The following is a 24,101-nucleotide window of genomic DNA, read 5'->3' on the forward strand; positions in this document are numbered from 1 at the left end:
CGGCAATCCAGGGGTTGCCGTGCACTGCTCTGGTCAATCGAGTTCCTCCGTGACGTCCCACCAACTGTAACGCCGGTCACACCTCGGCGCTTCCCTGGGCGGCGCGCCCGGGCCTCGCGTCGCCGTCGATCAGGTCGGCGACGCGTTCGGCGATCATCACGGCCGTCGCGTGCGGGCCCCTGGAGGTGAGCGTCGGCATCACCGAGGTGTCGGCCACCCGGACCCCGTCCACGCCGATCACCCGGCACCGGTCGTCCACGACGGCGTCCCCGTCGGCCTCCGACCCCATCCGGCAGGTCCCGGACAGGTGCAGGGAGGTGCCGAGGTTCTCGAAGGTGGGGGGCGGCCACGCGGACGCCTCGCTCTCGGCCACCCGCCCGAACGCCGCCGAGGCAAGCAGACCCCGTGCCAGTTCGATCCCGGACCGCATCGCCGCGCGGTCGCCCGCGGACGCCAGGTACCGGTACCGCACGATCGGCGGGTCCGCCGGATCCGCGGACCGCAGCACGATCTCGCCCCTGCTGTCCGGACGCATCAGCGCCACCCCGAGACGCGGGACCGCGTCAGCCGTACCGGGAATGACCTCCGCGAACGGCGCGGTGTACGGACGGATCTCGATCCCGTCCGCCTCCAGCACGGCCTCCAGGACCGCGGTCTGCACATTCCTCGGAGCCCGGTTGCGCAGTCGGTACGGCAGCGTCACCTCGGGATGGTCACCGAAATCGCGGCCCACCCCGGGAAGGTCCGCGATGACGGACAATCCCAGCTTCGAAAGCTGCCCCGCCGGCCCGATTCCGGAGTGCATCAGCAGCTGCGCCGTGCCGATCGCACCACCGCACAACACCACCTGACGGGCGGGCAGCAGGCGACGCTCGCCCGCGACGCCCGCCTCGACACCGACCGCCCGGACGCCGTCGAACACCACCCGGCGGGCGACGACGCCGGTCCGCACCCGCAGATTCGGCCTACCGAGGTTCGGTTCCAGATAGGCGGTCGCGGTGCTGATCCGGCGTCCCGCCACCGCGTTGAGCGGCACCGGCCCTGCCCCCTCCGCGGCGGGATCGTTGAGGTCGGCGGCGTACCCGAAACCCTCCGCCGCGCACGCGTCGAGGAACGCCGCGCTGACGGGGTGCATCTCCTCGCGAGCGATCCGCGTCACCGGCATCGGTCCGTCCTCACCGTGCCAGCGACGGTCACCGACGTGATCCGTCTCGAGCCTCCGAAAGTACGGCAGCACTTCGGAATACGACCACGACGCGGGCCACCCGCGAAAGTCCGACCCGGTCCCGCGGATGAAATAGCCGCCGTTGACGGCCCCGGACCCGCCCAGCACGCGGCCGCGGGCGATGGTCGTCTCCTGCCCTGGTCGCAGTTCGACCCGGTAGCTGGAGGTGAGGTCGCTGGTCGGCCCGACAGGCAGCAACCCGAGCGGTCCGGGCTCGCGCGCACCGGGCCCCGACTCGATCAACAGCACGGAGCGGTCGGGGTTCGCGCTCAGTCGCGCGGCCACGACACATCCGCTGGACCCGCCGCCCACCACGATCACATCGGCCACCGGATCCGGGGCCGGCATCGTTCAGCCCCGCAGCCGGGGCTTCAGTGCGGCGAGACTGCGCTCGGCAATCGCCCCGCGCCACAGGCCGGTGCCGTAGGCAACGTCATCCATCCGCTTGAACATGGTGTGCCGCAACGGGCCCAGGCCGCCCGGCTCCCGGTGCGTGAACCAGTCGGCGAGTCCCTCGGCCACCGCCACCGCCAGCCAGGCGCGACGGACCCGCGGCGACACCAGTGCGGCCAGCAGCGTCACCGGCCAATAGTGCCTGCACATCGCGGACGCGAGCTGCCAGACGCCGCCCGCGAAGCCCTGCCCGGCGAGGACGACCGCGATCCGGGTCGGCTGATCGAGCTCCCGGAACGTCCGGCGCAGGCGCACGACGGTGACGAGCTGCGCGACCAGCGAGCCTGCCAGGCCCAGCCTGGTGCAGGTCGCGGCGAGCAAGACGGCCACCAGCGTCCACGGCGACATCGCGACCGGCGGCACCAACCCCTCGTGACGGAGGGCAAGCGGAGCGGCTCCGGTCCCGTAAAAGAGCTTGCGGCCGAACCACTTCCGGAAGGAAACGCGGTGATCGTGGGCGACGTTGGCAATCGGCTCGTAACGCAGCCGCCAGCCCGCCGCATGCAGCCGCCAGCACAGGTCGACGTCCTCGGCCACGTGCATGGCGGCGTCGAAGCCACCGCACTCCTCGAGTGCGCGCCTGCGCACCAGCATCGCCGCACTCGGCACATAGGAGACCGGACTGCCCGCCCGCACCGCACCCTCCTTGCGCCCCAGATCGAGGGAGGATCGGGCGTGCTCGTAACGGGCGATCGCGCCCGCCTCCGGTTCCAGAGCGACGATCCGCGGCGCGGCCATCGCGACCGCCGGATCGCTGAAGTGGCCGAGCATCGCGTCCAGCCAGCCGAGCCTGGGCACCACGTCGGAATCGAGGAAGACCACGTACTCCGTTGTTGCGGCGGCCATTCCGGTGTTGCGGGCAGCGGCAGGACCGAGCGCGGTCTCATGCCGGAGGACCTGCACCTCGGCGCGTCCGTCGCAGCACGGTGGGGTGGGCACCGGATCGTCGGAGCCGTCGTCGACGACGATGACGGCGAGCCCGCGCAGCGCGGGCAGCAGCCGATTGAGCCCGGCGATGTTGTTGTGCAGGGGGATGACGACGGTGACGTCCTGATTCGACGGCGAACTCATCGGCCGGGGGTTGGCGACCCCGGAGTCGAGGAGGTGCCTGGCGACCTGTGCGGACTGGGTGTCGACGACCTTCAGGAATCCGTCACCGATCATCGCCGCCGCCGTCGGCGCGAGCCGGAGCATCCGGGTCGGGGAACCGCCGATCAACACCCGTCCACCCGAGAATGTGCGCACCTTCGGATCGATTCTCACCCCGAATCCGTCGGGCAGTCGAGCTTGGCGCATCAGGTGATCGTATTCGGATCTGCTCTCACCGCAACATGCCATTGCCATCCGGTTGCCATCGCGACACGGCCGCGACACAGCGCGCCACCATCTGCTCGAACATCCGTTCACCTTCGGCGGCGCTCGCCCCGGTCGGATCGCCGAGGACGCCGTTCGCGCTGACGGAGGCGATCCCGCCTGCCCGCAGTCGGTCCATCAATTCGCCGATGGGCTGCGTGACGCCCGGTTGCGCGCGCTCCATCCGCACGTCACCTGGCGAAAGGTGCAGCAGCAGGGACGTTTCTGTGCGTCCCGCGTGGGCGTCGGCGCCCGGGACCGCACAGGGCAACCAGGCCACGTCCCGGCCCTCGTAGCGCAGCAGCGCGACCGCCTTGGCGAGGGTGGGGGCGTTGCCGCCGTGCCCGTTCACCAACAACACGCGCGGGGACCAGCGACACGCCGACCGCCCGTACTCGACCACCACCGCCTCGAGCGCGGACGCGCCGAGGGAGACGGTTCCCGCAAAGCCCTCGTGCTCCCCGCTGGCCCCGTAGGCGATGGCGGGGGCGATTGCCATCCCCGGCAGCGACCGCGCCACCGCGACCGCGATCCGGGTGTCGGTGTCCAGCGGGAGGTGCGGGCCGTGCTGCTCGAGCGAGCCGATCGGCACCGCGATGGCGGGCGCGTCGGCGTCGATGTCGGGCCAGGTCGCGCCCGCGAGGTCCAATGGCATGCCCACGATGTTATGCCGAGCCCGTCGCGGCCCTGCGGCTACCATCGGTCACCAACAGGACCCTCGGCTGGAGGATGACGTGACGCTGGACCGAATGCCGCTCAAAGGATTTGGCGTCGTCAACTTCGAGCTGATGCTGCTCCGCCGGATGAACGACCATCAGCCAAGACTGGTCGAGGCCGCGCTCAAGAACCTCGGCAAGAGCGGCACGGACCTGCGCGCCGCGCACGCCCAGTGGCAACGCGGCCTGCGGAGCCACTTCCCCGACGGTGCCGCGCGGTATCGCCTCGCCCTCGGCAAGCCCGAGGTGGTGACCTCCCGCCCGGTGGCGGTGGTCGGGGAATTGGCCATCGAAGCCTGGCCGATGCCGCTGTGGCCCGGACTGCAGTTCCAGGTCACCTTCGGGCCTGGAGGGGAAGTCGTCGACGAGCGGCTCGCAAGGGCGTCCGACGGGGCCGCGCCCGCCATCGCCTCGGTGGCGGACCTACGGCCGTGGCTGCTGGTCATCGACGACCTCGAGTCGACCTGTGCCCCCGTCCGCTACCGCATGTCCGCGGGCACCGTGCCCAGCCATGCGGCCGCCGAGTTCGCCACACCGGACGGCACCGCCTGCGCCGCGCAGTTCTCCTGGGGCCTGCTGCAGTCCGCCGCGCCCTCGGGTGATCAAACACCCGGATAGCCGGCAGCGATCGGGAAGAATACGCGTATGGCCAAGGACGAGGCGACGTTCCCGACGTCGATCATGCTGATCCGGCACGCGGAACGGCCCGAGGGCGACGAACCACCGTTCGGCGTCGACCCGGACGGCGGACGGTGCGACGAATCGCTCACCCCCGTCGGCTGGCAACGCGCCGCCGCGCTCGCCACGCTCTTCGCCCCCGACGACGGCGAACCACCCACCGGGCTGCTCCGACCGCGGGCCCTGTTCGCGTCGACGCCGAGCAAGAAGGACGGCAGCAAGCGCTCGCTGCAGACGATCTCGCCGCTGGCCGACAAGCTCGGCCTCGAGGTGGACACCGACATCGGGCGATCCGAGGTCAAGGCGCTCGCAAAGCGGGTACTCCGCACGCCGGGGCCGGTCCTGATCTGCTGGCAGCGCGAGTATCTCCCCGAGATCGTCGACGCGCTAGGCGAGGTCGAGTCGACGCCCCCCGACCCCTGGCCCGAGGACCGGTTCGACGTGGTCTGGGTGCTCACCCGGAACGGTTCGGACGGATGGGCATTCAGCCAGTCGCCGCAACGCCTGCTGCCGGGCGACCTGGCCACCACCATCTAGCCAGGACAGACCTCCCCAATGTCACACTCGTTCGGCCTGGCCGAACGAGTGTGACATTGGGGAGGTTGGGCGGGGCCGTTCAGAGCGCGACGGCCACCCGGTGCCCCTCGGTCACCGCCGCGTCCGCGCGGCGTGGGGTCAGCGCGTCACCGATCCGGTGCACCTCGAACTCGCTGCCGGACAGCTGCTTCCACAACCGGTCCTCGGGCTGCTGGTGCACCGCGCACACCACCCAGTCGAATTCCGGCTCCGTGGTGACCCCGGTCGGGTGGTGCAGCAACGCGACGCGTACCGCCGACCCCGGTGCCGCGACGGCCCCGAGCGGCACCAGGTCGGTGAGCTGGGCGATGCCCTTGCGGTGTGCCCTGCGCTGCCAGCCCTCCATGTCGAGGGTGATGCCCAGGTCCTGGCCGACGATCATGCCATTCGCCGCGACGGTCACCGCGCAGCCGCGGTCGGCGAGCAGTTCGGCGACCGATGTCGCCTGGTGGAAGCCCAACTCGTCGATCACGAGTACCCGGCCGCCGGGGTCGGACCGGCCCTCGAGCACGTCCCGCACGTCCACCACCCGCGCCAGCTCCCCGGCCCACCGCGGCCGGCGCGGCCGGGCGCCGGTCGCGACGATCACCGCGCCGGGCGCCTGCGCGCGAAGGAAGTCCGCGTCCACCTCGACGCCGGTCCTAACGTCGACGCCATACCGATCGCACTCCACCTCGAGATTCGAGACCAGATCCCCGAACTCGGCTCGGCCGGCCGCGCCCGCGGCGATCCGGACCTGGCCGCCGGTGCGGTCGGCCCGCTCGAACAGCGTCACCCGATGGCCGCGCTCCGCCGCGGTGGCCGCGGCCTGCAGCCCAGCGGGTCCGCCGCCCACCACGCATACCCGCAGACCGAGTCGCCTTGGCAGCGGTAGCGGAACCGATTCCCTTCCGGCCCTCGGGTTCTCGATGCAGCCGAGCCAGCGGCCCAGCCCGACGCGGCCGATGCACTCCTGGTTGCAGGCCAGGCAGGTCCGGATCTCGTCGGAGCGGCCCGCCACGGCCTTGGCGGCGAAGTCGGGGTCCGCGATCTGGCCGCGGACGACGCCGATCAGGTCGCAGTGGCCCTCGTCGATCGCGAGATCCGCCTGCTCCGGGTCCGTGAACCGGCCGACGCCGATCACCGGCAGTGCCACCCGCTGCCGGATCGCGTTCGGGATGAACAAGGCGTATCCGCGCGGCACCGCCATCGACCCCTCGATCAGGTGCAGGGTCTGCGTCGCCATGCCGATCGAGGTGTTGATGTAGTCGACGTGCCCGCTCGCCTCCACCATCGCGGCGACCTCCACCGCCTCGCCGAGGTGGATGCCGTTCTCGATCAACTCCTCTCCGGTCAACCGCACGCCGAGCACCGGTTCGGGTCCGAGCGCCGCGCGCACCGACGCCACGACCTCGAGCAGGAATCGCGCCCGGTTCGCCAGGGTGCCCCCGTACCGATCGGTGCGCCGGTTGGTGTCGGGCGAGAGAAAGGCCCGCACGATCGACGCCTGCGAGCACTGGATCTCGACACCGTCGAAGCCGCCGCGCCTGCAATGCTCGGCGACCAACGCGAAGCCCGCGACCAGCTCCCCGATCTCCGCCGTGTCGACGGCCTTCGGCACCTCGCGGAACATCGGGTCCGGCACGGGACTGGGCGCCAGAACAGGTTGCCGCGAGTACATCCCGGAGCCCTGCCCGCCGTTGTGGTTGAGCTGCGCCAGGATCACCGAGCCGTGCGCGTGCACCGCATCGGTGATCTTCCGATAGTGCGGGACCACCTCGGGCCGATATCCCTGGATCAGCTTCTCGTACGGCCAGTCCGACGGGTGGATGCTGTGTTCCTCGGTGATGATCAGCCCCGCACCGCCCCTGGCACGCGCCTCGTAGTACGCGGCGTGCTGCTCCGTTGGCAGCCCGCCGCGTGCGCTGTTGGTCAGGTGCGCCGAGAACACCACCCGGTTTCGCAGCGTCGTCCGGCCGAGGGTCAGCGGGGTCAGCAGGTAACGGTAGGCGGTCATGTCCGCACGTCCCCCACGGAGGCCGCGACCGCCGCCGCCCGGCCCTCCCGGATCGCTTCGGCTGCCGTCCGCGGCGCCAGGCAGTCCCCGACCCGGATCGCGGTGGGCCGCATCAGAAACAGTGACTCGTCAGGTAGCCGGTGTGAGCAGTCGACCAGCGTGGCCGCGGCCTGCACGTGCCGCTCGCCGGTGTGGACGTTCTCCAACAGGACTCCGTCCGCGACGATCGAACGAACGATCATGCTCAGGTGCCGCGTGATGCCCGCCCGCTGCAACCGGACATTGGCGGCGGCGAGGTCTCCGGTCCTGCCGAGCTGGACGCCGACGACCTGGTCCGGCGTCGCGATCGACACCTCGCGGCCAAGCGCGGCCAGCCATTCTGCGACCGCGCCGCCGATCTGGTCACCCACCGGATCGAACACCAGGATCGGGCCGTCCCGCAGGGGCCGTTCGCGCGAGGCCTGTCCGGCCAACAGCTCTGCCGCGCTCACGATCTCGGTGTTCTCGTGCCGGTCCCCCGGCCACGGATTCGGCGCGCTACCGGTCGCCAGGATCACCGCGCGGCCGACGGACCTCGCGGAGTCGATCTCCTCGGCTGTGACCGCGCGGCCGGTTTCGACGCGAACGCCCAACCGGCGACATTCGGATTCCAGCCAATCCACCAGTGCCGAGAGCGAATCGCGACCGGCGCCGACCGAGGCCACCCGCAGCATGCCGCCGAGCCGGGAACCGCGCTCGGCGAGGGTGACCCGGTGCCCGCGCACCGCCAGCACCCGCGCCGCCTCCAGCCCGGCAGGCCCGCCGCCGACGACCAGTACCTCACCCGGGTCCGGAGCGGGCAGCGTCTCGTCGGGGTCGACGCGCTCGTGACCGGCCGACGGGTTCCCGACACAGGTGACGATCGGATTGCGCGGGTCGCGGACCTGACAGGCCTGGTTGCAGAGCAGGCAGGGTCTTGGTGCGTCGCCGCGGCGGGCCTTGACGATCAGGTCCGGGTCGGCGATCTGCGCGCGGGTCATCTCCACCGCATCGGCGACGCCGTCCTCGAGCGCCAGCTGCGCATCGCCTGCCTCGATCACGCTGCCCTGCAGCACAACCGGCACCGCGCCCGCGACCGCCTCCCTGATTCGGGAGCACAGTTTCACGTTGAACATCGCGGTGGTGTGCGCGTCCGGGCGGTACGCCTCGACCGACATCGGGCCGCCGCGGACGACCACCAGCAGGTCGAGCGACTGCGCCAGTTCGCCGGCATACCGCGCGGCGATCTCGGGCGTGATCCCCGCCCACGGCGCGAGCTCGTCGCAGCTCAGCCGCAGCGACAGCACCCGGTCGCGACCGAGCTCGCCGCGGACGGCGTCGATCACGTCCCGGGTGAGCCTGAGCCGGTCCTCGCCGTATCCGTCGTCGCGCATATTGGTCAGACCCGAGTGGAACTGTCGCAGCAGCGCCCGCGGGCCAGCGTCGAGCTCGATTCCGTCCAGGTCCGCCGCCCGGGCGAGCGCCGCGGCGGACCGGAATCCCTCTATCAGCGAGTCGATCTCGGCCCGCTCCATCTCCATGGGCAGCTCGCGGGTGACGACATCCGCGACCCGCGACGGCCCCCACAGCGCCGACTGCGAATTCGCGCTCGAACCCTGCAGCCCGGTGTGGCCGAGGCCTGCCAGCACCAGTGTTCCGTGCGGCCGGCAGGCGTCGACGATCTCCCGCCAGCCCGGCCCGCAGTCCGCGGCCAGCGGTGCCCGCTCGTACGGCCAGTCGTCCGCGTGCACCGAGGCCACCTCGGTGACCACGACGCCTGCCCCGCCCCTGGCGCGCCTGCCGTAATACGCCACGTGCGCGGAGGAAAGGGCGCGGCCCACACCGAGATTCGTCTCGTGTGGACCGAAGATCACCCTGGCCGGTGCGGTGCGCCCTGCCAGGGTGATCGGTTCGGTGAGCCGTGCCGTCACGGCCCGCGGCGTCCTAGACGCCGAGGTCGCGGCGGAAGCCGGCCGGGATCACCAGGTCCGACGGGGACAGGTCCGCGATCGACGAGTGCCCCAGACCCAGCACCGCCGAGTCGATGCCGCTGCGGAGGATGTCGAGGACGTTCTCGACGCCTGCCTGCCCGTTGGCCGCCAGGCCCCAGAGGTAGCCGCGGCCGATCATCACGGCCTTGGCGCCGAGCGCGACGGCCTTGACGACGTCGCTACCGCGACGGATACCGCCGTCGAGCAGCACCTCCAGGTCGTCGCCCACCGCCTCGGCGATCGCGGGCAGGGCCCGGATCGGGGCCGGGGTGCCGTCGAGGTTGTTGCCGCCGTGGTTGGAGACGGAGATCGCGGAACAGCCGGCGTCGACGGCGCGCTTGGCGTCGTCCACGCGCATGACGCCCTTGAGCATGAACGGCCCGCCCCACTGCTCGCGGAGCCACGCGACGTCCTCCCACGACGGCAGCGGAGTACCCATCCACTCGCCGTAGGCACCGAAGAAGGTCGGCGCCTGCTGGCCGGGCGCGGCCAGGTTCGGGGTGGTCAGGTCCGGCACCTTGCCGGTCTTCGCGAACTCCCACAACCACTTCGGCCGGGTGATGGCCTCCGGCGCGTTCTGCATCATCGCCTTGAGGTTCATCTTCTCCGGGATCGCCGGGCTGCCCCAGTCCCGCCCCATCGAGAAGGACCAGTCCAGGGTCATGATCAGGCCGGTGGCACCGGCCGCGCGAGCCCGCTCCATGCGCTGGACCAGGGTGTCGCGGTCGCCCACCCAGTACATCTGGAAGAACGTCTGCGGGTTGGCCGCGGCGACGTCCTCGATCGAGCGACTCGCGAAGGAGCTCAGCCCCATCGCGACCCCACGGGCGGCGGCGGCGCGGGCCACCGCGACCTCGCCCTCCGGGTGCACGGCCTGCACGCCGGTCGGCGAGATCAGCACCGGCATCGAGATGGGCTGACCCATGACCTGGGTAGCCATGTCCCGCTTGTCGTGCAGCCCCGCGACGTGCGGTGCGAAGCCGAGCTCGCTGAAGGCCGCGAGGTTGTCGTCGACCGTCAGCCCCTTCTCGGACCCGGCCACCAACGCCATGTAGACGGACTTGGGCAGCCGCTTCTTGGCGCGTCGCTGCGCCTCGGCCACGGTTTCGAACCAGGCATTCTTGGCCATGAAAAAATCCTCTATTCCATTCCCGCGAGCGGGTTTTCGTCACAGATCTTGGCTGGCGGGCGGACCATCAGCTGCAGCGGAACCGGTGCCCGCGGGGTGCGGCGGTTCCCGGTGCGGGAGTGGTCGACGCTCGACTTGGGAATCTCGCCGCGAGTACCCGCGAGCGCGGTCTCGCCGTAGCCCTGCACGCACTCAGGGTCCGGGCCGTCCATCGGCAGGCCGGTGAAGAACTTGGCCGCCATGCAGCCGCCGCGGCAGGAGTCGTAGTGGTCGCACTTGCTGCATGCGCCGCCGGTCTGCGGGGAACGCAGCTCGGTGAACAGGTCGGAGTGCTGCCACACGTGCTGAAATCCGCCGTCGGCCACGATGTTTCCTGCAAGGAACTGCTCGTGGATCGCGAAGGGGCAGGCGTACACGTCGCCGACCGGATCGATCAGGCACACCACCCGTCCGGCACCGCACAGGTTCAGGCCGGGGAGCGCATCGCCGTAGGCGGACAGGTGGAAGAACGAGTCGCCGGTCAGGACCCCTTCACCGTTCGCGACCAGCCAGTCGTACAGCTCGCGCTGCTGCGGCTGCGTCGGGTGCAGCTCGTCCCAGACGTCGGCGCCGCGGCCGGACGGGCGCAGCCGGGTGATCCGCAGCGTCGCACCGTACTTGTCGGCGAGCGCCTTGAACTCGTCCAGCTGGCCGACGTTGTGCCGGGTGACGACGACGGAGATCTTGGCGTCCTTGAATCCCGCCTCGGCGAGGTTCTCGAGGGCGCGCACGGCCATCGCGAAGGATCCGGGTCCGCGCACCGCGTCGTTGACCTCGGCGGTGGCACCGTCGATGGAGATCTGCACGTCGACGTAGTCGCTGGCCGCCAGCCGTGCGGCGACCTTCTTGTCGATCTTGACGCCGTTGGTGGAGAACTTGACGCCCACCTGGTGCTCGGTGGCGTAGTCCACGAGCTCCCAGAAGTCGGAACGGACGGTCGGCTCGCCGCCACCGATGTTCACGTAGAACACCTGCATCCGCTGCAGTTCGTCGATGATGGACTTGCACTGCTCGGTGCTCAGCTCACGCGGATCCCGCCGACCGGACGACGACAGGCAGTGCACGCAGGAAAGGTTGCAGGCGTAGGTGAGTTCCCAGGTGAGACAGATGGGCGCGTCGAGACCGAGTTCGAACTGGTCAACGAGCCTGCCCACCGGGGCGGGAGCGGGGCGATCGAGCATAGAGGTCATGGGCTGTGTCCTCGAGACGGAAGAAGGGGTGGCGTGGTGGCGGACTCAGGCGGCGACGATCATCTTCGACGCGGCCAGCGTGGAGAGCGCCCGGGCATAGGTGTCCACCTGCGCCTCGTCGATGCCTGCCGCACGGATGGCGGTTCTGGCGTCGGGATGATCAGGCAGAGCCCGCACGATCTCGACGATCGTGCGGTTCTTCAGGAACGAGAGCTTCCTTGTCCCGAAGTGGTAGAGCAGCGCCCCGAACGGTTCGGGACGCAGCGCCACCTGCGGGTGAAGCTTCCACCCGGTATCGAGATCCACGATCAGTACACGCCGCACATGCCGTCGATCGAGACCTCTTCGACGAGGGCCTCCTCGACGAGCTCGGTCTCGGCAACGACGCTTTCGCGATGGTCAGACATTCACATACCTCCTGTGCCAGGGTTGGCGTCAGTCACGGCGATCGGTTCACTGTGACTCGCCTCACCACACTAATGGCATCGAGTGCACAATGAAAGGTCCGGGCGACAAATTGACGCAGACCGGCAATAAAACCGCAGGTCGGATAGGTCGCCGTCCCTCGACGACGCGCGATCGGATCAGCAATATCGGCATCGAACTGTTCGCCGAGCACGGTTTCGAGGAGACCAGCGTCGATCAGATCGCCGAGGCCGCAGGCATCGCCAGGCGCACCTTCTTCCGCTACTTCCCATCCAAGAACGCGGTGCCGTGGGGCGACTTCGACCTGCATCTGGCGAACATGCGCGAACAGCTCGCCGAACTCCCCCGCGACATCCCGCTGGCCGAGGGGCTCGCCTCGGCGCTGCTCGAGTTCAACAGCTTCCCGCCCGCGGTGGCCGCGCTGCATCGCAAGCGCATGCAGATCATCCTGCAAGCTCCGGCGCTGCAGGCATATTCGATGGTGATGTACAACGGCTGGCGCGCGGTGATCGCCGACTATGCGGCCGACCGCATGGGCAACCGGGCAACCGATCACCTGCCCCGCACGATCGGCTGGATGGTCCTCGGTGTCGCACTTTCCGCCTACGAGCAGTGGCTCACCGACGACTCCCTCGAACTGCCGGATCTGCTCCGCGCCGGGAGTGCCGTCCTGTCCCACGGACTCGACGCCGCAGCCATCCACGGTGAGTGACCCGCGCACGAGACCATTCGGGACTGCGCCCACCGCCCTGAGCTGCTGTATCCCGATTGCCGGGAACGGGCCCCCACGTTTTACGATCGACCTGGTTTCATGATTTCCTGCTACATTCGAAACTAGAACACGTTCCAGATTCACCCCCGAGAGGATCCGCCGCGATGACCACCGTTGACATGCCGCACAGCTCCAGGTCGGTTGTCCTCACCGTGTCCGGGGTCGTCGAGGAGACCTCCGATGCCCGGTCCCTGGTCTTCACCGTCCCGGACGAGCATCGCGGCAAGTTCGACTACAAGCCCGGCCAGTTCCTCACGCTGCGCATTCCCAGCGATCAGACCGGCTCGGTGGCCCGCTGCTACTCCCTGGCCAGCTCGCCGTTCAGCGACGCCGAGCCCAAGGTCACGGTCAAGAGGACCGTTGAGGGCTATGGATCGAACTGGCTCTGCGACAACATCAAGGCAGGCGACACCATCGAGGTGCTGCCCCCGTCGGGCGTGTTCACCCCCAAGTCGCTTGACCACGACTTCCTGCTGTGGGGCGCGGGCAGCGGGATCACCCCGGTGATCTCGATCCTCAAGTCCGCGCTCACCGAGGGCACCGGCAAGGTGGTGCTGATCTATGCCAACCGCGACGAGAAGTCGGTCATCTTCGCGGACGAGCTGCGCGGCCTCGCGGCCCAGTACCCGACCCGCCTGACCGTCGTGCACTGGCTCGAATCCCTGCAGGGACGGCCGACGCCTGACCAGTTCGCCACCCTCGCCAAGCCGTTCGGCGGCTTCGAGTCGTTCATGTGCGGCCCCGGCCCGTTCATGGACACCGTGCACAAGGCGCTCGCCGAGGCAGGCGTGCCGCGCACCTCCGTGCACGCCGAGGTCTTCAACTCGCTCGCAGGCGACCCGTTCCAGGACGTCGAGCTCGAGGAGATCACCGAGGAAGAGGCCGCCGACGCGGCCACCGTCTCCGTCACCCTGGACGGTGAGACCCACGAGATGAGCTGGCCGCGCAAGCAGACCCTCGTCGACATCATGCTGGCCAAGGGCCTGGACGTGCCGTACTCCTGCCAGGAGGGCGAGTGCGGCTCCTGCGCCTGCACCGTGCTCAAGGGCGAGGTCGAGATGGGCAACAGCGAGATCCTCGACCCCGAGGACATCGCCGCCGGCTACATCCTCGGCTGCCAGGCCAAGCCGATCAGCGACGCCCTCGAGATCGAGTTCTGATCTCCCGATAGCGGGCGCGGTCGGCGCCGTCGAGATGCTCGGCGGCGTACGACAGCGCCGTCGCACCCATCTCGGCGGCGTGTTCGTCGAGAAACCCGGTGAGCAGCGCCCGGTCCACCCGTTTGCCGACCTCACGCAGCATCCAGCCGAGTGCCTTCTGCGTGAGGTCGCGTCGGTCGTCGAGTAGCCGAGGTGCCAGCTCAAGCGTCGTCGTGGCGTCGCCGCGGCGGATGAAGCCGAACGTGGTCAGCAGCGCCACCCGCCTGCGCCACAGGTCCCCGTCCTCGCCGAGCTCGAAGACCAGGTCGCGCGGTCGGTCGAACAGCCAGCCGCCGAGCACGATCTCCGCCGAGCTGTCGACGAGATCCCAGTTGTTGACCCGCCCCCGCAGCACCGCGGCCAGGTAGAAGTCGGCGATCCGCTCGCGTTCGGCGTCGTCGCGCGTCCTGCTGGCGGAGGCCCGGGTGAACCGGCCACACAGGATGACCAGGGCGGCCAGCCGATGCTCGTGCACCTCGCTGTCGAGCAGCACGCGCACCTCGGCCAACGGCAGGTCCGCGAACCGCTTCGCCACCGCCCGGGTCGCAGGTACCCGGACCCCGATGAACACGTCTCCCTCGCCGTACTCCCCCGGCCCGGTCTTGAAGAACCGTTGGAGGTGCGTGGCGTCGGCAGAGCTCGAGACCTGTGCCAACGCCCCGGTCACTGTCGTCGCATCGTCCATGCCCCGACCATGCCAGACGGGCGGCCGAATCGAGGCCGGCCGGGCTATTGACCGGCCGGTCAATCAGGGTTATACCGGAGGTAGCGGGTTCCCTCTTCGAGGAGGCAGGAAATGAAGGCAGCAATGGCTCGGTGGCAGGACTGGGCCGCCGTGGTGATCGGCGTCGTCGTGGCGCTGTCCCCGATGTGGATGGACACGAACAACGCCGCACGCTGGTCGATGGTCGTGCTGGGTGTGCTGGTGGCAGTCGCCGGGCTGGCGCACATGATGTCGTCTGAGATGGCCTTCGTCCCATGGGCGATGGGCGCGCTCGGCGTACTGATGTTCCTCTCCCCGTGGGTGATGGGCTTCGCCGACATGGCCGGCGCCGCCTGGACCTCATGGATCGGCGGAGTGCTGACGGCGCTCACGGCGATGGCCGCCATGCCGGAGGGTTCGCGGCTACACATCGGACACGGTGGCGGATTGGCTACGCACCACTGACAGAATCAACGACAATTCCCACGCTGGGGCGAGCGCCGATGGCCTCGCCCCACCAAACCCGTTCGGAGGCAACCGAATGCCAGGTCCGCGCCAGCGCCGGACGGCCAGCGTGGACGGTGACGCACGGGAGTTGATCCTCGACGCCGCCGAAGAACTCATCGCCGTGTCGGGTTACGACGCGACCTCGACCGCGGCCATCGCGGCGAAGGCGGGCGTGCCGAAGGGGCTGGTCTTCTATTACTTCCCGACCAAGGCGTCGATCCTCACCACGCTCATCGCCGAACGGCTGCCTGCGGAACCGCTGACCGACGTCGCCGGACTGGTGGTCACGGGCGAGCCGGAATCGACGCTGGTCAACCTCGAGGCCGCGCTGAACCTGCGAGACCATCACTCCTCGGTGATGCGGGTGATCATCTGGCGCGAGGCCGAGACGCACCCCGCCGTCCGCGCGCACCTGCGGCGGTTCCGCAGCTACCTGCACGACGCCACCGTCGAGGTGCTGCGGGCCAGCTCCCCGGTCGCCGTGTCCGCGCGGGTGCTCGATTCGTGCGCGACCGCCTGGGTGGCCGCGATGTTCTCCGTTGCCAGCACCGATCGACTCCGCGATCTCGACGGCGTGAACCGCGAACACCGGGAGGACCTGGGCGGCGTCGCACGCGTGGTGGCCGCGGGTCTCGAACAGCTCGGCACGGCCGGTGCGTGACCGTGCAGCCGCTACCCGAGTAGGCGGCCCGCCTCGAACGCGGCGGCGCTGGCGGGCAGTGACCCCGGTCGGCCACTGAGCAGCACCGACACCGTTCCGCTCCCGCTCGCCTCGCGGCCGAGCGCATCGATTCGCCGGATCGTCTGGGCGGCGACCGCCTCGGCGCTGTCGAACAGGGTGACCCCTGCAGGCAGCTGGTCGGCGATCTCGCCGGCCATCAACGGGTAGTGGGTGCAACCGAGGACCACCCCGTCGCAGTCGGCCGGAGTGCGGGCGACGGCGTCCGCGATCGCGCGCTTGGCCAGGTCGGTGTCGCCCAGGTCGATCGCGTCGGCCAGTCCGTGACACGCCACACCGACCACCGAGGCGCCGTTGGCGAACTGCTCGATCAGGTCTGCCTGGTACCGGCTGGCGGTGGTGGCCGCGGTGGCCCAGATCGCGACGGAGCGACTGACCGCGGCGGCAGGCTTGATCGCGGGCACGGTCCCGATCACCGGGATCGAGTCGCCCAGCCGGGCCCGGACGTGGTCGAGCGCGGTCACGCTCGCGGTGTTGCACGGCAGCACCACGACCTCGGCGCCCAGGTCCACCGCCCGTTCGGCGGCCCCGACCACCCTGTCGATCACCCAGCGCTCCGGCTTGGGCCCCCATGGTGCGCCGTCGGGGTCGAGGACGAGCAGCAGATCCAGCTCGGGACGAAGGCGCCGCAGCCAGGCCGACGTGGGCAGCAGCCCCAGCCCGGAGTCGATGAGCGCAACAATCACCCGACAAATCTATCTCGACGCCGCCATCGCGCCGCCTGGGTGGGGCCGCCCGTCGATCCCACCCGCCTCCCTAGGCCTTCCCGCGGTCCTCGCTCAGGCGCCGGAACATCTCCTTCACACCGATCCTGGCGGCGACCCGCTCGGCGAATCGGGGCGCGACCGCGGCGATCGCGAGCAGCGGACGAACCGGCGCCCCGCTCTCGATCACCTCGGGCAGGTCCTTGCGGATCGCCGAGACCACCCTGTCCGCCACCCTCGTCGTCGTGGTCTCGCCGATCACCCGGTTGGACCTGATTCCGCGCTCGACCATCCGCTGGTACATGCCGTCGCCGCCGATGAACCCAGGGCACACGACGGAGAAGCCGACCGGGGACGGCCCGTATTCGGCGCGTAGCGCCTGGTTGAGCCCGATCAGGGCCGCCTTGGTGGCGGAGTAGGGCTCCGTGTACGCCTGTCCGAACTTGCCTGCCATCGAGCTGATGAAGACCACGTGGCCACGGCCGCGGCTCACCATGCCGGGCAGCACGTCACGGGTGAGCAGCATCGGGGCCGTGAGGTTGACGTCGACCATCTCGGTCAGTTCCGCCGGGGTGAGCGCGGTGAAGGCGGCGACGTTCTCGACGCCGGCATTGTTGACCAGAACGTCGATCGGACCGACCGCCTGCTCGGCGCGCTCGATCAGGGCGCCGGCCGCCCCCGGGTCGGTGAGGTCGGCAGGCACCGCCTCCGCCCGCACGCCGAATGCCCGCAAATCCGCCACCACGGCGGCGAGTGCGTCCTCGCGCCTGCCGGTGACCGCGACGTCCATGCCCTCGCCCGCGAGTGCGCGGGCGATGACGGGGCCGAGCCCACCGGACGCCCCCGTCACCAGTGCGACGCGGCCCCGCAGCCGTTCCATGGACCCGAGCCTTCTCCGTCCACCGAGCGGAAGTCAACGCCAGCCGTCGAGTCCCCCATCCGCGGAGCCGACCGCCTCGGTCATCGCCGCAAGGAATTTGGCCACGGCGGCCAGCTCGGCCTCGTCGAACTCGCCGATCGAGGCGGTCATCCGACCGATCAGCGGCCCGAAGAAGGACCAGCCCAGGTACTTCGCGTGCTCCTGAACCTGTAGCAGCACCCGGCGGCGGTCGCCGGGGTCCGGCGTCCGACCGATGTGGCCCGCCCTTTCCAGCCTGTCGAGCAGCGCGGTGGTTGCCGCCGAGCCCAGGCTCAGCTGCCTGCCCAGCCACCCCGGCGTGGCGGCGATCCCGGCCCGGTCCGCGTCGAGCAGCGCGATGAGCGCCCGCAGGTCGGTCGCGTGTAGGCCGTTACGGCTCGCGAACGCGGCACCGAACAGGTCGAGGTCGACGGTGAGCCTGCGCAGTTGGTGCACGAGCCGCATCGCCGAGTCGGGGTCGCCCGTCGCGCTCATTCTCGTGCTCCCAACGCACTGCTCCCCTGATGCATGGCTCCCTTGATTCATATCTCTCGATCAGTAATTATCTCAGTCATCGAGATTATCTGATGTCGAGAGAATTCGGAGCGTCCCATGGATGACAGCACTCAAATCCGCACGAGAAGCCGATTCGACTCCGCCTACGACGCGGTCCTCGCCCGCTGGGACGGAGCAACACCGCTGGAGACCACCTCCGAGTTCGGCGTGACCCGCGTGCACGCCTGCGGCCCGGTCGATGCTCCCCCGGTTCTCCTCCTGCACGGCGGCGGCGCCACCGGGACGGCCTGGTACGCCGTCGCGGCCGCGCTCGGCCGGACCCACCGGGTCTATGCCCCTGACCTCATCGGCGACGCAGGCCGCAGCATGCCAGGCGATCGGCGGCCACGCACGCCCGCGGACCTGATGACCTGGCTCGACACGGTTCTCGACGAGCTCGACCTGCCGCGGGCGGCCCTGATCGGGCACTCTTACGGCGCGTGGATCGCCCTCGCATACACGCTCGGCCGCCCTGACCGGGTGGACCGACTCGGCCTGCTCGACCCGACGAACTGCTTCTCCGGGCTGCGGGCCGGCTATGTGCTGCGAGCGCTTCCGATGTTGCTGCGCCCCAACGAGAGCCGGGTCCGGCGATTCATCGAGTGGGAGACGCACGGGCGGGCGATCGACCCGGACTGGCTGACGGTTTTCGCGCTCGGCGCTGCGGGGTCCCCGCGGCCGCGGATCGTGCTGCCGAAGCGGCCGTCCACCACCGCACTCGGCGAGCTGCGCGTCCCCACCCTCGTCGCGCTCGCCCAGGATTCACGGGCGATCGATCCCGAACGGGTGGCCGCGGCGGCGCACCACGCCATCCCGGGTGTCCGGATCGAAGTCCTGCCGGAGAGCAGTCACCACTGCCTGCCCAGTCACGATCCGGACCGGCTGACCACGATCCTCGCCGATTTCCTTTCCTAGCAACGATTCTGGCGGGTGCGATCACCGAACCAACAGCAGGCAACCCGCGACGGTCGCGCCGCCGACTCCGACGACGGCCACCTCCGGCGGTACCTCGAGCTGGGCGCTCGACTCGCCGCGCAGCTGCGCCACTGCCTCCGCGACGAGCTCCAGTGCGGCCGACCGCCCCAGCCCCAGCTGTCCGCCGTGCGGGTTGAGCGGCAACGCCCCGGTGCGCGAGATCCGCTGACCCCCGGCGACGAAGGCACCCGCCATCCCCTGCGCGCAGAACCCGAGCGCCTCGAGCCAGATCAATGCCAGGAAGCTGAACTCGTCCTCGACCAGGGCGACATCCACGTCATCCGGCCCGAGTTCGGTACCCGCCCAGAGCCTTTGGCCCGCCGAATGGATTGCCATCGTGGTCAGCTCGGAGCGCTGTTCCCACAGCCGGCTCGCGCTCCGTGCCGCCGCGACGGCCTCGAGGGTCACCGCCGGGGCCGGCAGGTCCCCCTCGATGTCGCCCCGGCTGATCACCACCGCCGTTGCCCCGCCCGCCGGTGCCGCGCGGTCATGTACACAGAGCGGATCGGCCAGCATCGGGGCGTCCAGGTACTCCCGAAGCCCGATGCCCCGCCCGCCGTTTCGGCAGGCGGTCAGCGCGATCTGCGCGAGTTCGACCCGCGTGAGCCCGAACGCCTCGACATAGCTGCGTGCCGCGAGCGCGGTCGTCACCAATTCCGTTCCCGCACCGTAGGGTGCGTGCCACTGAGCCCACCCCGATACGGACGGCCTGCCCGAGAACCTCCCGGCCTCAGGCGGCACGGGCCGCGGCGGGTCGCTCGCCTCGACACACAGCACGTGGGTGGCCAGGCCCGAGGCCACAGCCGCCACCGCGGCCGACACCGCTGCGAGTACACCGAGCCGATCCGATTCCACTGTGCGCCAGGAGAGTTCGAGGCCCAGAGCGTCACCCACCTCGACGGTGTCCGGCAGTCCGCAGGTGACGAGGCCGTCGACGGCGCCGCCGGTCAGGCCCGCATCGGCCAGTGCGCCGCGAGCGGCCTGCGCGGCGATGCCGACACCGCAGGGCGCCGGTCCGCGGGGCACCCGTCCGATTCCGCTGACCACCGCCCCCCTGGCGATCACGACACGGCCTCCAGCCGGTCCTCCGGCAGTTCCAACTCCTCGATCTCGGCGAGCGGAAGCCAGATGTCTCCGCCGAGGTGCTCGAAGTACAGCCGGATCGGCGTGTCCACCCGCAGCGCCCCCGGCTCCGCCCCGGTCAAGCCCAGCAGCAGCCGGATGCCCTCCTCGAGTTCGACCACGGCGACGACGAGGGGAACCGGCGGCTCCATCTGCTCCGGCTCGTGCACCTCGGTCCAGGTGAGCAGCACGCCCTTGCCGGTGACGGGCTCGACGGTGAAGTCCGCGGACCAGCAGTGCCTGCAGCACGGCGAGGGCGGGAACGACCATCGCAGGCAGTGCACGCACCGCTGCACCGACAACCGCCCGGACGCGCCCGACGTCCAGTGCGCGGCGGTCAGGTCCGTCAGCTCCGGCAGCGCCCGCTGGTCATGGACCATGTATTCACGTTAGACGCCCGCGGCCTCGAGCACCTCGGTGATCGGTGCACCGTCCGCGATCTTCGCCCTGGTCTTCATCACGGCACCGGCGAGGCCGCCGCCGACCACCGCGACGAGAATGCCGTCGCGCTCGTAGTAGGCGAGGAACTTGCGGCCGTCGTCGCGGACGAGGTGCACGGTGTCCGTGGCGGACGGCTCGCCGAGCGCCTGGATCTTGATGTCGTACTGGTCGCTCCAGAAGTACGGGACCTGGGCCGGGCCTGCGGGCTTGTCGCAGCCGACCAGCGCGAGGGCAAGCGCCTTCGCCTGGTCGCCCGCGTTGGTCCAGTGCTCCACCCGCCGCTGGCCCTCGGGGTGACGCCATGCCGCGACGTCGCCGACCGCCCAGACATTCGGGTCGCTGGTCCGGCCGCACTCGTCGGCGAGCACGCCGCCGCCCTCGCGGGGCTCGGCGATCTGCACCCCCGACCCCTCGAGCAGCCCGGTGACCGGGACGGACCCGATGCCGATGACCACCAGGTCGGCGGCGACCTCGGTGCCGTCACCGAGGACGGCGCCGGTGACCCGACCCTCGCCGAGCAGCGCGGTGAGACCGACCCCGGTGCGCAGGTCGACGCCCTCCTCGCGATGGAGCCGGGCCACGAGGCCGCCGATCCGCTCGCCGAGCACAGAGGCCAGCGGGGTGGGCTGCGGCTCGATCAGGACGACGTTCATGCCGCACTTGCGCATGCTCGCGGCGAGCTCGCAGCCGATGAACCCGGCCCCGACGATCAGGGCGGTCTTGCCGGGCGCGATCTCGGCACGCAGCCCCATCGCGTCCTCGAACGAGCGCAGCACGTGCACGCCCTCGAGATCGGCTAGGCCGGGGATCCGGCGCGGGACCAGGCCCGTCGCGATCACCAGGTGGTCGTAGTCGACGGCCCCGCCGTCCGCGAGGGCCACCGTGCGGGCGCCGGTGTCGACGCCGGTCGCGGCCGCACCGAGGCGCAGCTCGATGCGCTGTTCCTCGAAGAACTCCGCCGGCTTGAGGGTGACGTCGTCCCGCTCCCCGCGGACGACCTCCTTCGACAGCGGCGGGCGGTCGTAGGGCAGGTGCGGTTCCGCGCCGATCAGCGTCAGTTCACCGTCGAAGCCCGCCCGCCGCAGTTCCTCCGCGGTGCGCAAACCCGCCAGCCCGGCACCGACCACGACGACCCGTCCAACGCTCATCCCGCTCCAACCTTTCACCCGATGGATCGCTGTGGCCCGCGTGGACCACGCACATTTCATACCAAAACTGACACGTGTTCTAGATAGCGTGCCCTAAGCGTCGAGGGAAAGCCACACCTACGCCCTCGTGGTGCGGCGGGAGGCGAATCGAACGCGCTCAGCCCACCCCTGGCACGGGGACCTGGGCGCCGGTGATCGCGGCCGACGAATCACCCACCAGGAACGCGATGACCTCGGCGATGGCGTCGGGCGAGACCCAGCCCTTGCGGCTCGACTCGGGCTGGCTCGCCCGGTTGCCCGGGGTGTCGATCACCGAGGGCAGCACCGCGTTCGCCCGGATGCCCTCCGCGCGGTATTCGACGGCCAGGGCACTGATGAACGCCCAGACCGCTGCCTTCGAGGTGACATACCCCGAGGCGCCCGAGAAGGGCGCGAAGGCGGCCTTGGTCGACATCGCGACCACCGACCCGCCGCCCGCGTCGATCAACAACGGCAGCGCCGCCTGGGTGCACAGGTAGAGCGGGCGCAGGTTGAGCCGCAGCATGGCCTCGAAATCCTCGACCGGACTCTCGTGTACCCGAGCGCCGCTGGCGAAGCCGCCGACCAGGTTCACCACCGCCCGCAGCGGCGCCCGCTCGTCGCCGCCGGCCAGCGCGGCCACGTCGGCGACACTCGCGGGATCGAACAGGTCGGCGCGACTGAGCACGAGCCGCGGGTGCGGGTCCAAGCGCTCGAGTTCCGCCTCCGCGATCCACGGCACCACCACCCGCCACCCGTCCGCGAGCAACCGCCTGGTGACCGCGACCCCGAGCCCGCCGGTGCCGCCCGTGAGCAATACGCTCCGTCCTGATTCGGTCATCGTCCGCCGCCTTCCAGAAGCGTTGTCGGGGTTCGGGTCTCGTGCCGAGCTTCGATCACGTCGCGTCGAACGCGGAGATCAGCCAGCGTCCGTCGACCTTCTGCAGCTCCACCTCGGCGCCGACGGACGTGATGGTCGGCGCCTGCTGCTCCGGGGTGGTCGTCGACTGGTCGAGGAACACCAGCACCGCCGCACTGTCCTCGGACAACGACGTCATTCCGGTCGCGGTGACGGTGGCCGTCGCGCTGATCTTCTTGTCCATGGCCGCGGGCACGATCACCGTCCGCGCGAGCCGGTCGTGGTAGTCCCTGAAGTCTCCGGTCAGCAACTCCCGCGCGGCGGCCATGTTCGCGAAGGCGGTCTCCGGCGTGTAGGTCAGCAGGGCCACCGCACCGTCCGCGGCGGCCCGCTGGGCCTCGGCCCTGGCCCCGTCATCAATCCGCTGATCCGGCCGGTACGCGGTGATGTACAGGAACCCGGCCAGCGCCGTCAGCACGAGGACCGCAGCGGTCAGCCCGAGCGTGAGCCTGCGTCGCGCACTCACGACACGTACTCCACCCTCGAGATCTTCGACCGCTCACCGTCGACGGTCACCCGGAGCCGCTGCACCCGCTGCTGATCCTGCGCCCCGGTCCCGTTGCTGACCCGCGAAGTGACCTGGACCAGCACCGTGGCCGAATTCGCTGCCTCCGTTTCGATGCCTGCGGCGGCCGACTCACCGACCGTGGTCACCTTCGCGTCCCGCACCACCGTGATGAACCCCTGCGCCCGCCGCTCGAAATCGTCATAGAACTCGCCCGTCGCGCCGTCGAGCACCCGCTGCACGTCGGCCTCGGCACTGTTGTGGTCGATAGTGGTCAGGTTGAGCGCGCCCTCGCGGGCGACCTGGAGATAGGTTTCCCGTTCGGACTGCTGGGCAGATACCGAACGGTGCTGCCAGAGCATGACCCCGCACGCCGTCGCCAGCAGCAGCGCGGCCACGGCGAGCAGCGCCGTCCCCGCCGCGACGGCGGGCGACGCGTCCCCCTCGGGGTTCGGGTCCTGAACTCCTGCCATCGGGCTACATCCTTCGTCGACGGTGCAGTGGACTGCTCCACGTTAGGTGAATCGGCGCACGGGCGTCGCGGCGCGGCTGTACTCACTAGAGTTGAAGCGTGACCACCGATCCGAGCAGGGGCATCTCCCCAGTGCAGTACGGCGCCGGCACCACCGAGCTGGTGAGTTCGCAGGGGCGCACGATCATTGCCGACGCAGTCGTCGCGAAGATCGCCGGAATCGCCACCCGGGAGATCAGCGGGGTGTTCGACGTGGGCGGCGGCACCGCCCGGGTCGTCGGCGCGCTGCGTGACCGGATCCCCGGCGCCCGTGTCAACCACGGTCAGGGCGTCGCCGTCGAGGTCGGCGAGAAGCAGGCCGCCATCGACATCGGCATCGTCGCCGAGTATGGCGTAGCGCTGCACGAGCTCGCGGCAGGCATCCGGCGCAACGTGATCGCGGCCGTGGAGCGGATGACCGGGCTCGAGGTCACCGAGGTCAACATCACCGTCTACGACGTCGTGCTGTTCGACGAGAACGAGCAGGCGAGCGACACCGACGGCAGACCGAGAGTCCAGTGACGCCGGAGCGGAGCCTGCGGAGCGACCCAGCTGCGCCGGAGCGGAGCCTGCGGAGCGACCCAACTGCGCCGGA

The 24,101-nt window shown here is 70.4% G+C and carries 27 protein-coding genes; 8 read left to right on the plus strand and 19 right to left on the minus strand.

Features of this window, described 5'->3' with window-relative positions; all coding sequences use genetic code 11:
- Positions 1–76: 76 nt before the first annotated feature.
- From mftG to mftE, 3 genes are read right to left on the minus strand one after another with little or no spacing between them, the layout of a single operon-like run.
- Complete coding sequence (mftG, locus tag ACFXMV_RS09585) at positions 77–1,573, minus strand: mycofactocin system GMC family oxidoreductase MftG (protein ID WP_378500692.1); 1,497 nt, start codon at positions 1,571–1,573, stop codon at positions 77–79.
- Between the two features lie 3 nt (positions 1,574–1,576).
- Positions 1,577–2,974, minus strand: coding sequence for a mycofactocin biosynthesis glycosyltransferase MftF (gene mftF / locus ACFXMV_RS09590; protein WP_378502918.1), 1,398 nt, complete (start codon positions 2,972–2,974; stop codon positions 1,577–1,579).
- A 25-nt stretch (positions 2,975–2,999) separates the two neighbouring features.
- Entirely contained in the window at positions 3,000–3,686 is a 687-nt protein-coding gene (gene mftE / locus ACFXMV_RS09595; RefSeq protein WP_378500694.1) for a mycofactocin biosynthesis peptidyl-dipeptidase MftE, read from the minus strand.
- Between the two features lie 79 nt (positions 3,687–3,765).
- Between mftE and ACFXMV_RS09600 the strand changes: the two genes are divergently transcribed.
- Both ACFXMV_RS09600 and ACFXMV_RS09605 read left to right on the plus strand, forming a co-directional pair.
- On the plus strand, positions 3,766–4,365 hold the full coding sequence (locus tag ACFXMV_RS09600; protein WP_378500695.1) for a hypothetical protein: 600 nt from the start codon (positions 3,766–3,768) through the stop codon (positions 4,363–4,365).
- A 27-nt stretch (positions 4,366–4,392) separates the two neighbouring features.
- Positions 4,393–4,962 carry a histidine phosphatase family protein gene (locus tag ACFXMV_RS09605; RefSeq protein ID WP_378500696.1) on the plus strand — a complete coding sequence of 190 codons (570 nt, stop codon included), beginning with the start codon at positions 4,393–4,395 and terminating at the stop codon, positions 4,960–4,962.
- A gap of 79 nt (positions 4,963–5,041) precedes the next feature.
- On the opposite strand, the gene ACFXMV_RS09610 is transcribed toward ACFXMV_RS09605, so the two are convergent.
- From ACFXMV_RS09610 to mftA, 6 genes are read right to left on the minus strand one after another with little or no spacing between them, the layout of a single operon-like run.
- Complete coding sequence (locus tag ACFXMV_RS09610) at positions 5,042–6,997, minus strand: mycofactocin system FadH/OYE family oxidoreductase 2 (protein WP_378499012.1); 1,956 nt, start codon at positions 6,995–6,997, stop codon at positions 5,042–5,044.
- Positions 6,994–8,946: a mycofactocin system FadH/OYE family oxidoreductase 1 gene (locus ACFXMV_RS09615; RefSeq protein ID WP_378499011.1), complete on the minus strand. Its 1,953-nt coding sequence runs from the start codon at positions 8,944–8,946 to the stop codon at positions 6,994–6,996. The genes ACFXMV_RS09610 and ACFXMV_RS09615 overlap by 4 nt, the downstream gene beginning before the upstream one ends.
- 13 nt (positions 8,947–8,959) lie before the next feature.
- Positions 8,960–10,135, minus strand: a complete 1,176-nt coding sequence (gene mftD, locus ACFXMV_RS09620) for a pre-mycofactocin synthase MftD (RefSeq protein ID WP_378499010.1) — start codon at positions 10,133–10,135, stop codon at positions 8,960–8,962.
- Positions 10,136–10,146: 11 nt separating this feature from the next.
- Complete coding sequence (gene mftC / locus ACFXMV_RS09625) at positions 10,147–11,364, minus strand: mycofactocin radical SAM maturase (protein WP_378499009.1); 1,218 nt, start codon at positions 11,362–11,364, stop codon at positions 10,147–10,149.
- Between the two features lie 45 nt (positions 11,365–11,409).
- Complete coding sequence (mftB, locus tag ACFXMV_RS09630; protein ID WP_378499008.1) at positions 11,410–11,688, minus strand: mycofactocin biosynthesis chaperone MftB; 279 nt, start codon at positions 11,686–11,688, stop codon at positions 11,410–11,412.
- The gene (gene mftA, locus ACFXMV_RS09635) at positions 11,673–11,771 is read right to left on the minus strand and encodes a mycofactocin precursor MftA (RefSeq protein ID WP_378499007.1); all 99 of its coding nucleotides are present in this window, start codon (positions 11,769–11,771) and stop codon (positions 11,673–11,675) included. The genes mftB and mftA overlap by 16 nt, the downstream gene beginning before the upstream one ends.
- A gap of 89 nt (positions 11,772–11,860) precedes the next feature.
- On the opposite strand from mftA, the gene mftR reads away from it, so the two are divergent.
- Together mftR and ACFXMV_RS09645 are read left to right on the plus strand one after the other, a co-directional pair.
- Positions 11,861–12,502, plus strand: coding sequence for a mycofactocin system transcriptional regulator (gene mftR / locus ACFXMV_RS09640; RefSeq protein WP_378499006.1), 642 nt, complete (start codon positions 11,861–11,863; stop codon positions 12,500–12,502).
- A 164-nt stretch (positions 12,503–12,666) separates the two neighbouring features.
- On the plus strand, positions 12,667–13,722 hold the full coding sequence (locus tag ACFXMV_RS09645; protein ID WP_378499005.1) for a 2Fe-2S iron-sulfur cluster-binding protein: 1,056 nt from the start codon (positions 12,667–12,669) through the stop codon (positions 13,720–13,722).
- Here ACFXMV_RS09645 and ACFXMV_RS09650 read toward each other — a convergent pair.
- Positions 13,694–14,446, minus strand: coding sequence for a DNA alkylation repair protein (locus ACFXMV_RS09650; protein WP_378499004.1), 753 nt, complete (start codon positions 14,444–14,446; stop codon positions 13,694–13,696). The genes ACFXMV_RS09645 and ACFXMV_RS09650 overlap by 29 nt on opposite strands.
- A gap of 111 nt (positions 14,447–14,557) precedes the next feature.
- Between ACFXMV_RS09650 and ACFXMV_RS09655 the strand changes: the two genes are divergently transcribed.
- Positions 14,558–14,929 carry an SPW repeat protein gene (locus ACFXMV_RS09655; protein ID WP_378499003.1) on the plus strand — a complete coding sequence of 124 codons (372 nt, stop codon included), beginning with the start codon at positions 14,558–14,560 and terminating at the stop codon, positions 14,927–14,929.
- 76 nt (positions 14,930–15,005) lie between these two features.
- A complete protein-coding gene (locus tag ACFXMV_RS09660; protein WP_378499002.1) occupies positions 15,006–15,632 on the plus strand; it encodes a TetR/AcrR family transcriptional regulator in 627 nt (208 codons plus the stop codon).
- An 11-nt stretch (positions 15,633–15,643) separates the two neighbouring features.
- Here ACFXMV_RS09660 and ACFXMV_RS09665 read toward each other — a convergent pair whose 3' ends face one another.
- The 3 genes from ACFXMV_RS09665 to ACFXMV_RS09675 form a co-directional block, all read right to left on the minus strand.
- A complete protein-coding gene (locus ACFXMV_RS09665; RefSeq protein ID WP_378499001.1) occupies positions 15,644–16,396 on the minus strand; it encodes a glutamate racemase in 753 nt (250 codons plus the stop codon).
- A gap of 70 nt (positions 16,397–16,466) precedes the next feature.
- The gene (locus ACFXMV_RS09670) at positions 16,467–17,294 is read right to left on the minus strand and encodes an SDR family NAD(P)-dependent oxidoreductase (protein ID WP_378499000.1); all 828 of its coding nucleotides are present in this window, start codon (positions 17,292–17,294) and stop codon (positions 16,467–16,469) included.
- A 33-nt stretch (positions 17,295–17,327) separates the two neighbouring features.
- Complete coding sequence (locus tag ACFXMV_RS09675) at positions 17,328–17,807, minus strand: MarR family winged helix-turn-helix transcriptional regulator (protein WP_378498999.1); 480 nt, start codon at positions 17,805–17,807, stop codon at positions 17,328–17,330.
- A gap of 117 nt (positions 17,808–17,924) precedes the next feature.
- Between ACFXMV_RS09675 and ACFXMV_RS09680 the strand changes: the two genes are divergently transcribed.
- Positions 17,925–18,782: an alpha/beta fold hydrolase gene (locus ACFXMV_RS09680; protein WP_378498998.1), complete on the plus strand. Its 858-nt coding sequence runs from the start codon at positions 17,925–17,927 to the stop codon at positions 18,780–18,782.
- Positions 18,783–18,803: 21 nt separating this feature from the next.
- Here the strand turns inward: ACFXMV_RS09680 and ACFXMV_RS09685 are convergent, their stop codons facing one another.
- From ACFXMV_RS09685 to ACFXMV_RS09710, 6 genes are all read right to left on the minus strand, one after another.
- On the minus strand, positions 18,804–19,907 hold the full coding sequence (locus ACFXMV_RS09685) for a thiolase family protein (protein ID WP_378498997.1): 1,104 nt from the start codon (positions 19,905–19,907) through the stop codon (positions 18,804–18,806).
- On the minus strand, positions 19,904–20,344 hold the full coding sequence (locus ACFXMV_RS09690) for a Zn-ribbon domain-containing OB-fold protein (protein WP_378498996.1): 441 nt from the start codon (positions 20,342–20,344) through the stop codon (positions 19,904–19,906). Before ACFXMV_RS09690 ends, ACFXMV_RS09685 begins: the two co-directional genes overlap by 4 nt.
- A gap of 9 nt (positions 20,345–20,353) precedes the next feature.
- Positions 20,354–21,553, minus strand: coding sequence for an NAD(P)/FAD-dependent oxidoreductase (locus tag ACFXMV_RS09695; protein ID WP_378502919.1), 1,200 nt, complete (start codon positions 21,551–21,553; stop codon positions 20,354–20,356).
- 157 nt (positions 21,554–21,710) lie between these two features.
- Positions 21,711–22,412 (minus strand): SDR family NAD(P)-dependent oxidoreductase, encoded by a 702-nt coding sequence (locus ACFXMV_RS09700; RefSeq protein WP_378501901.1) that lies wholly within the window; start codon positions 22,410–22,412, stop codon positions 21,711–21,713.
- A 55-nt stretch (positions 22,413–22,467) separates the two neighbouring features.
- Entirely contained in the window at positions 22,468–22,956 is a 489-nt protein-coding gene (locus ACFXMV_RS09705; RefSeq protein ID WP_378501902.1) for a twin-arginine translocation pathway signal, read from the minus strand.
- Positions 22,953–23,468, minus strand: coding sequence for a mammalian cell entry protein (locus ACFXMV_RS09710; protein WP_378501903.1), 516 nt, complete (start codon positions 23,466–23,468; stop codon positions 22,953–22,955). Before ACFXMV_RS09710 ends, ACFXMV_RS09705 begins: the two co-directional genes overlap by 4 nt.
- A gap of 98 nt (positions 23,469–23,566) precedes the next feature.
- Here ACFXMV_RS09710 and ACFXMV_RS09715 point away from each other — a divergent pair, with 98 nt between their 5' ends.
- Positions 23,567–24,028, plus strand: a complete 462-nt coding sequence (locus ACFXMV_RS09715) for an Asp23/Gls24 family envelope stress response protein (RefSeq protein WP_378501904.1) — start codon at positions 23,567–23,569, stop codon at positions 24,026–24,028.
- The last annotated feature ends 73 nt before the right edge of the window (positions 24,029–24,101 follow it).

The organism is Rhodococcus sp. NPDC059179, from assembly GCF_042754885.1.
Taxonomy (GTDB): domain Bacteria; phylum Actinomycetota; class Actinomycetes; order Mycobacteriales; family Mycobacteriaceae; genus Rhodococcus_G.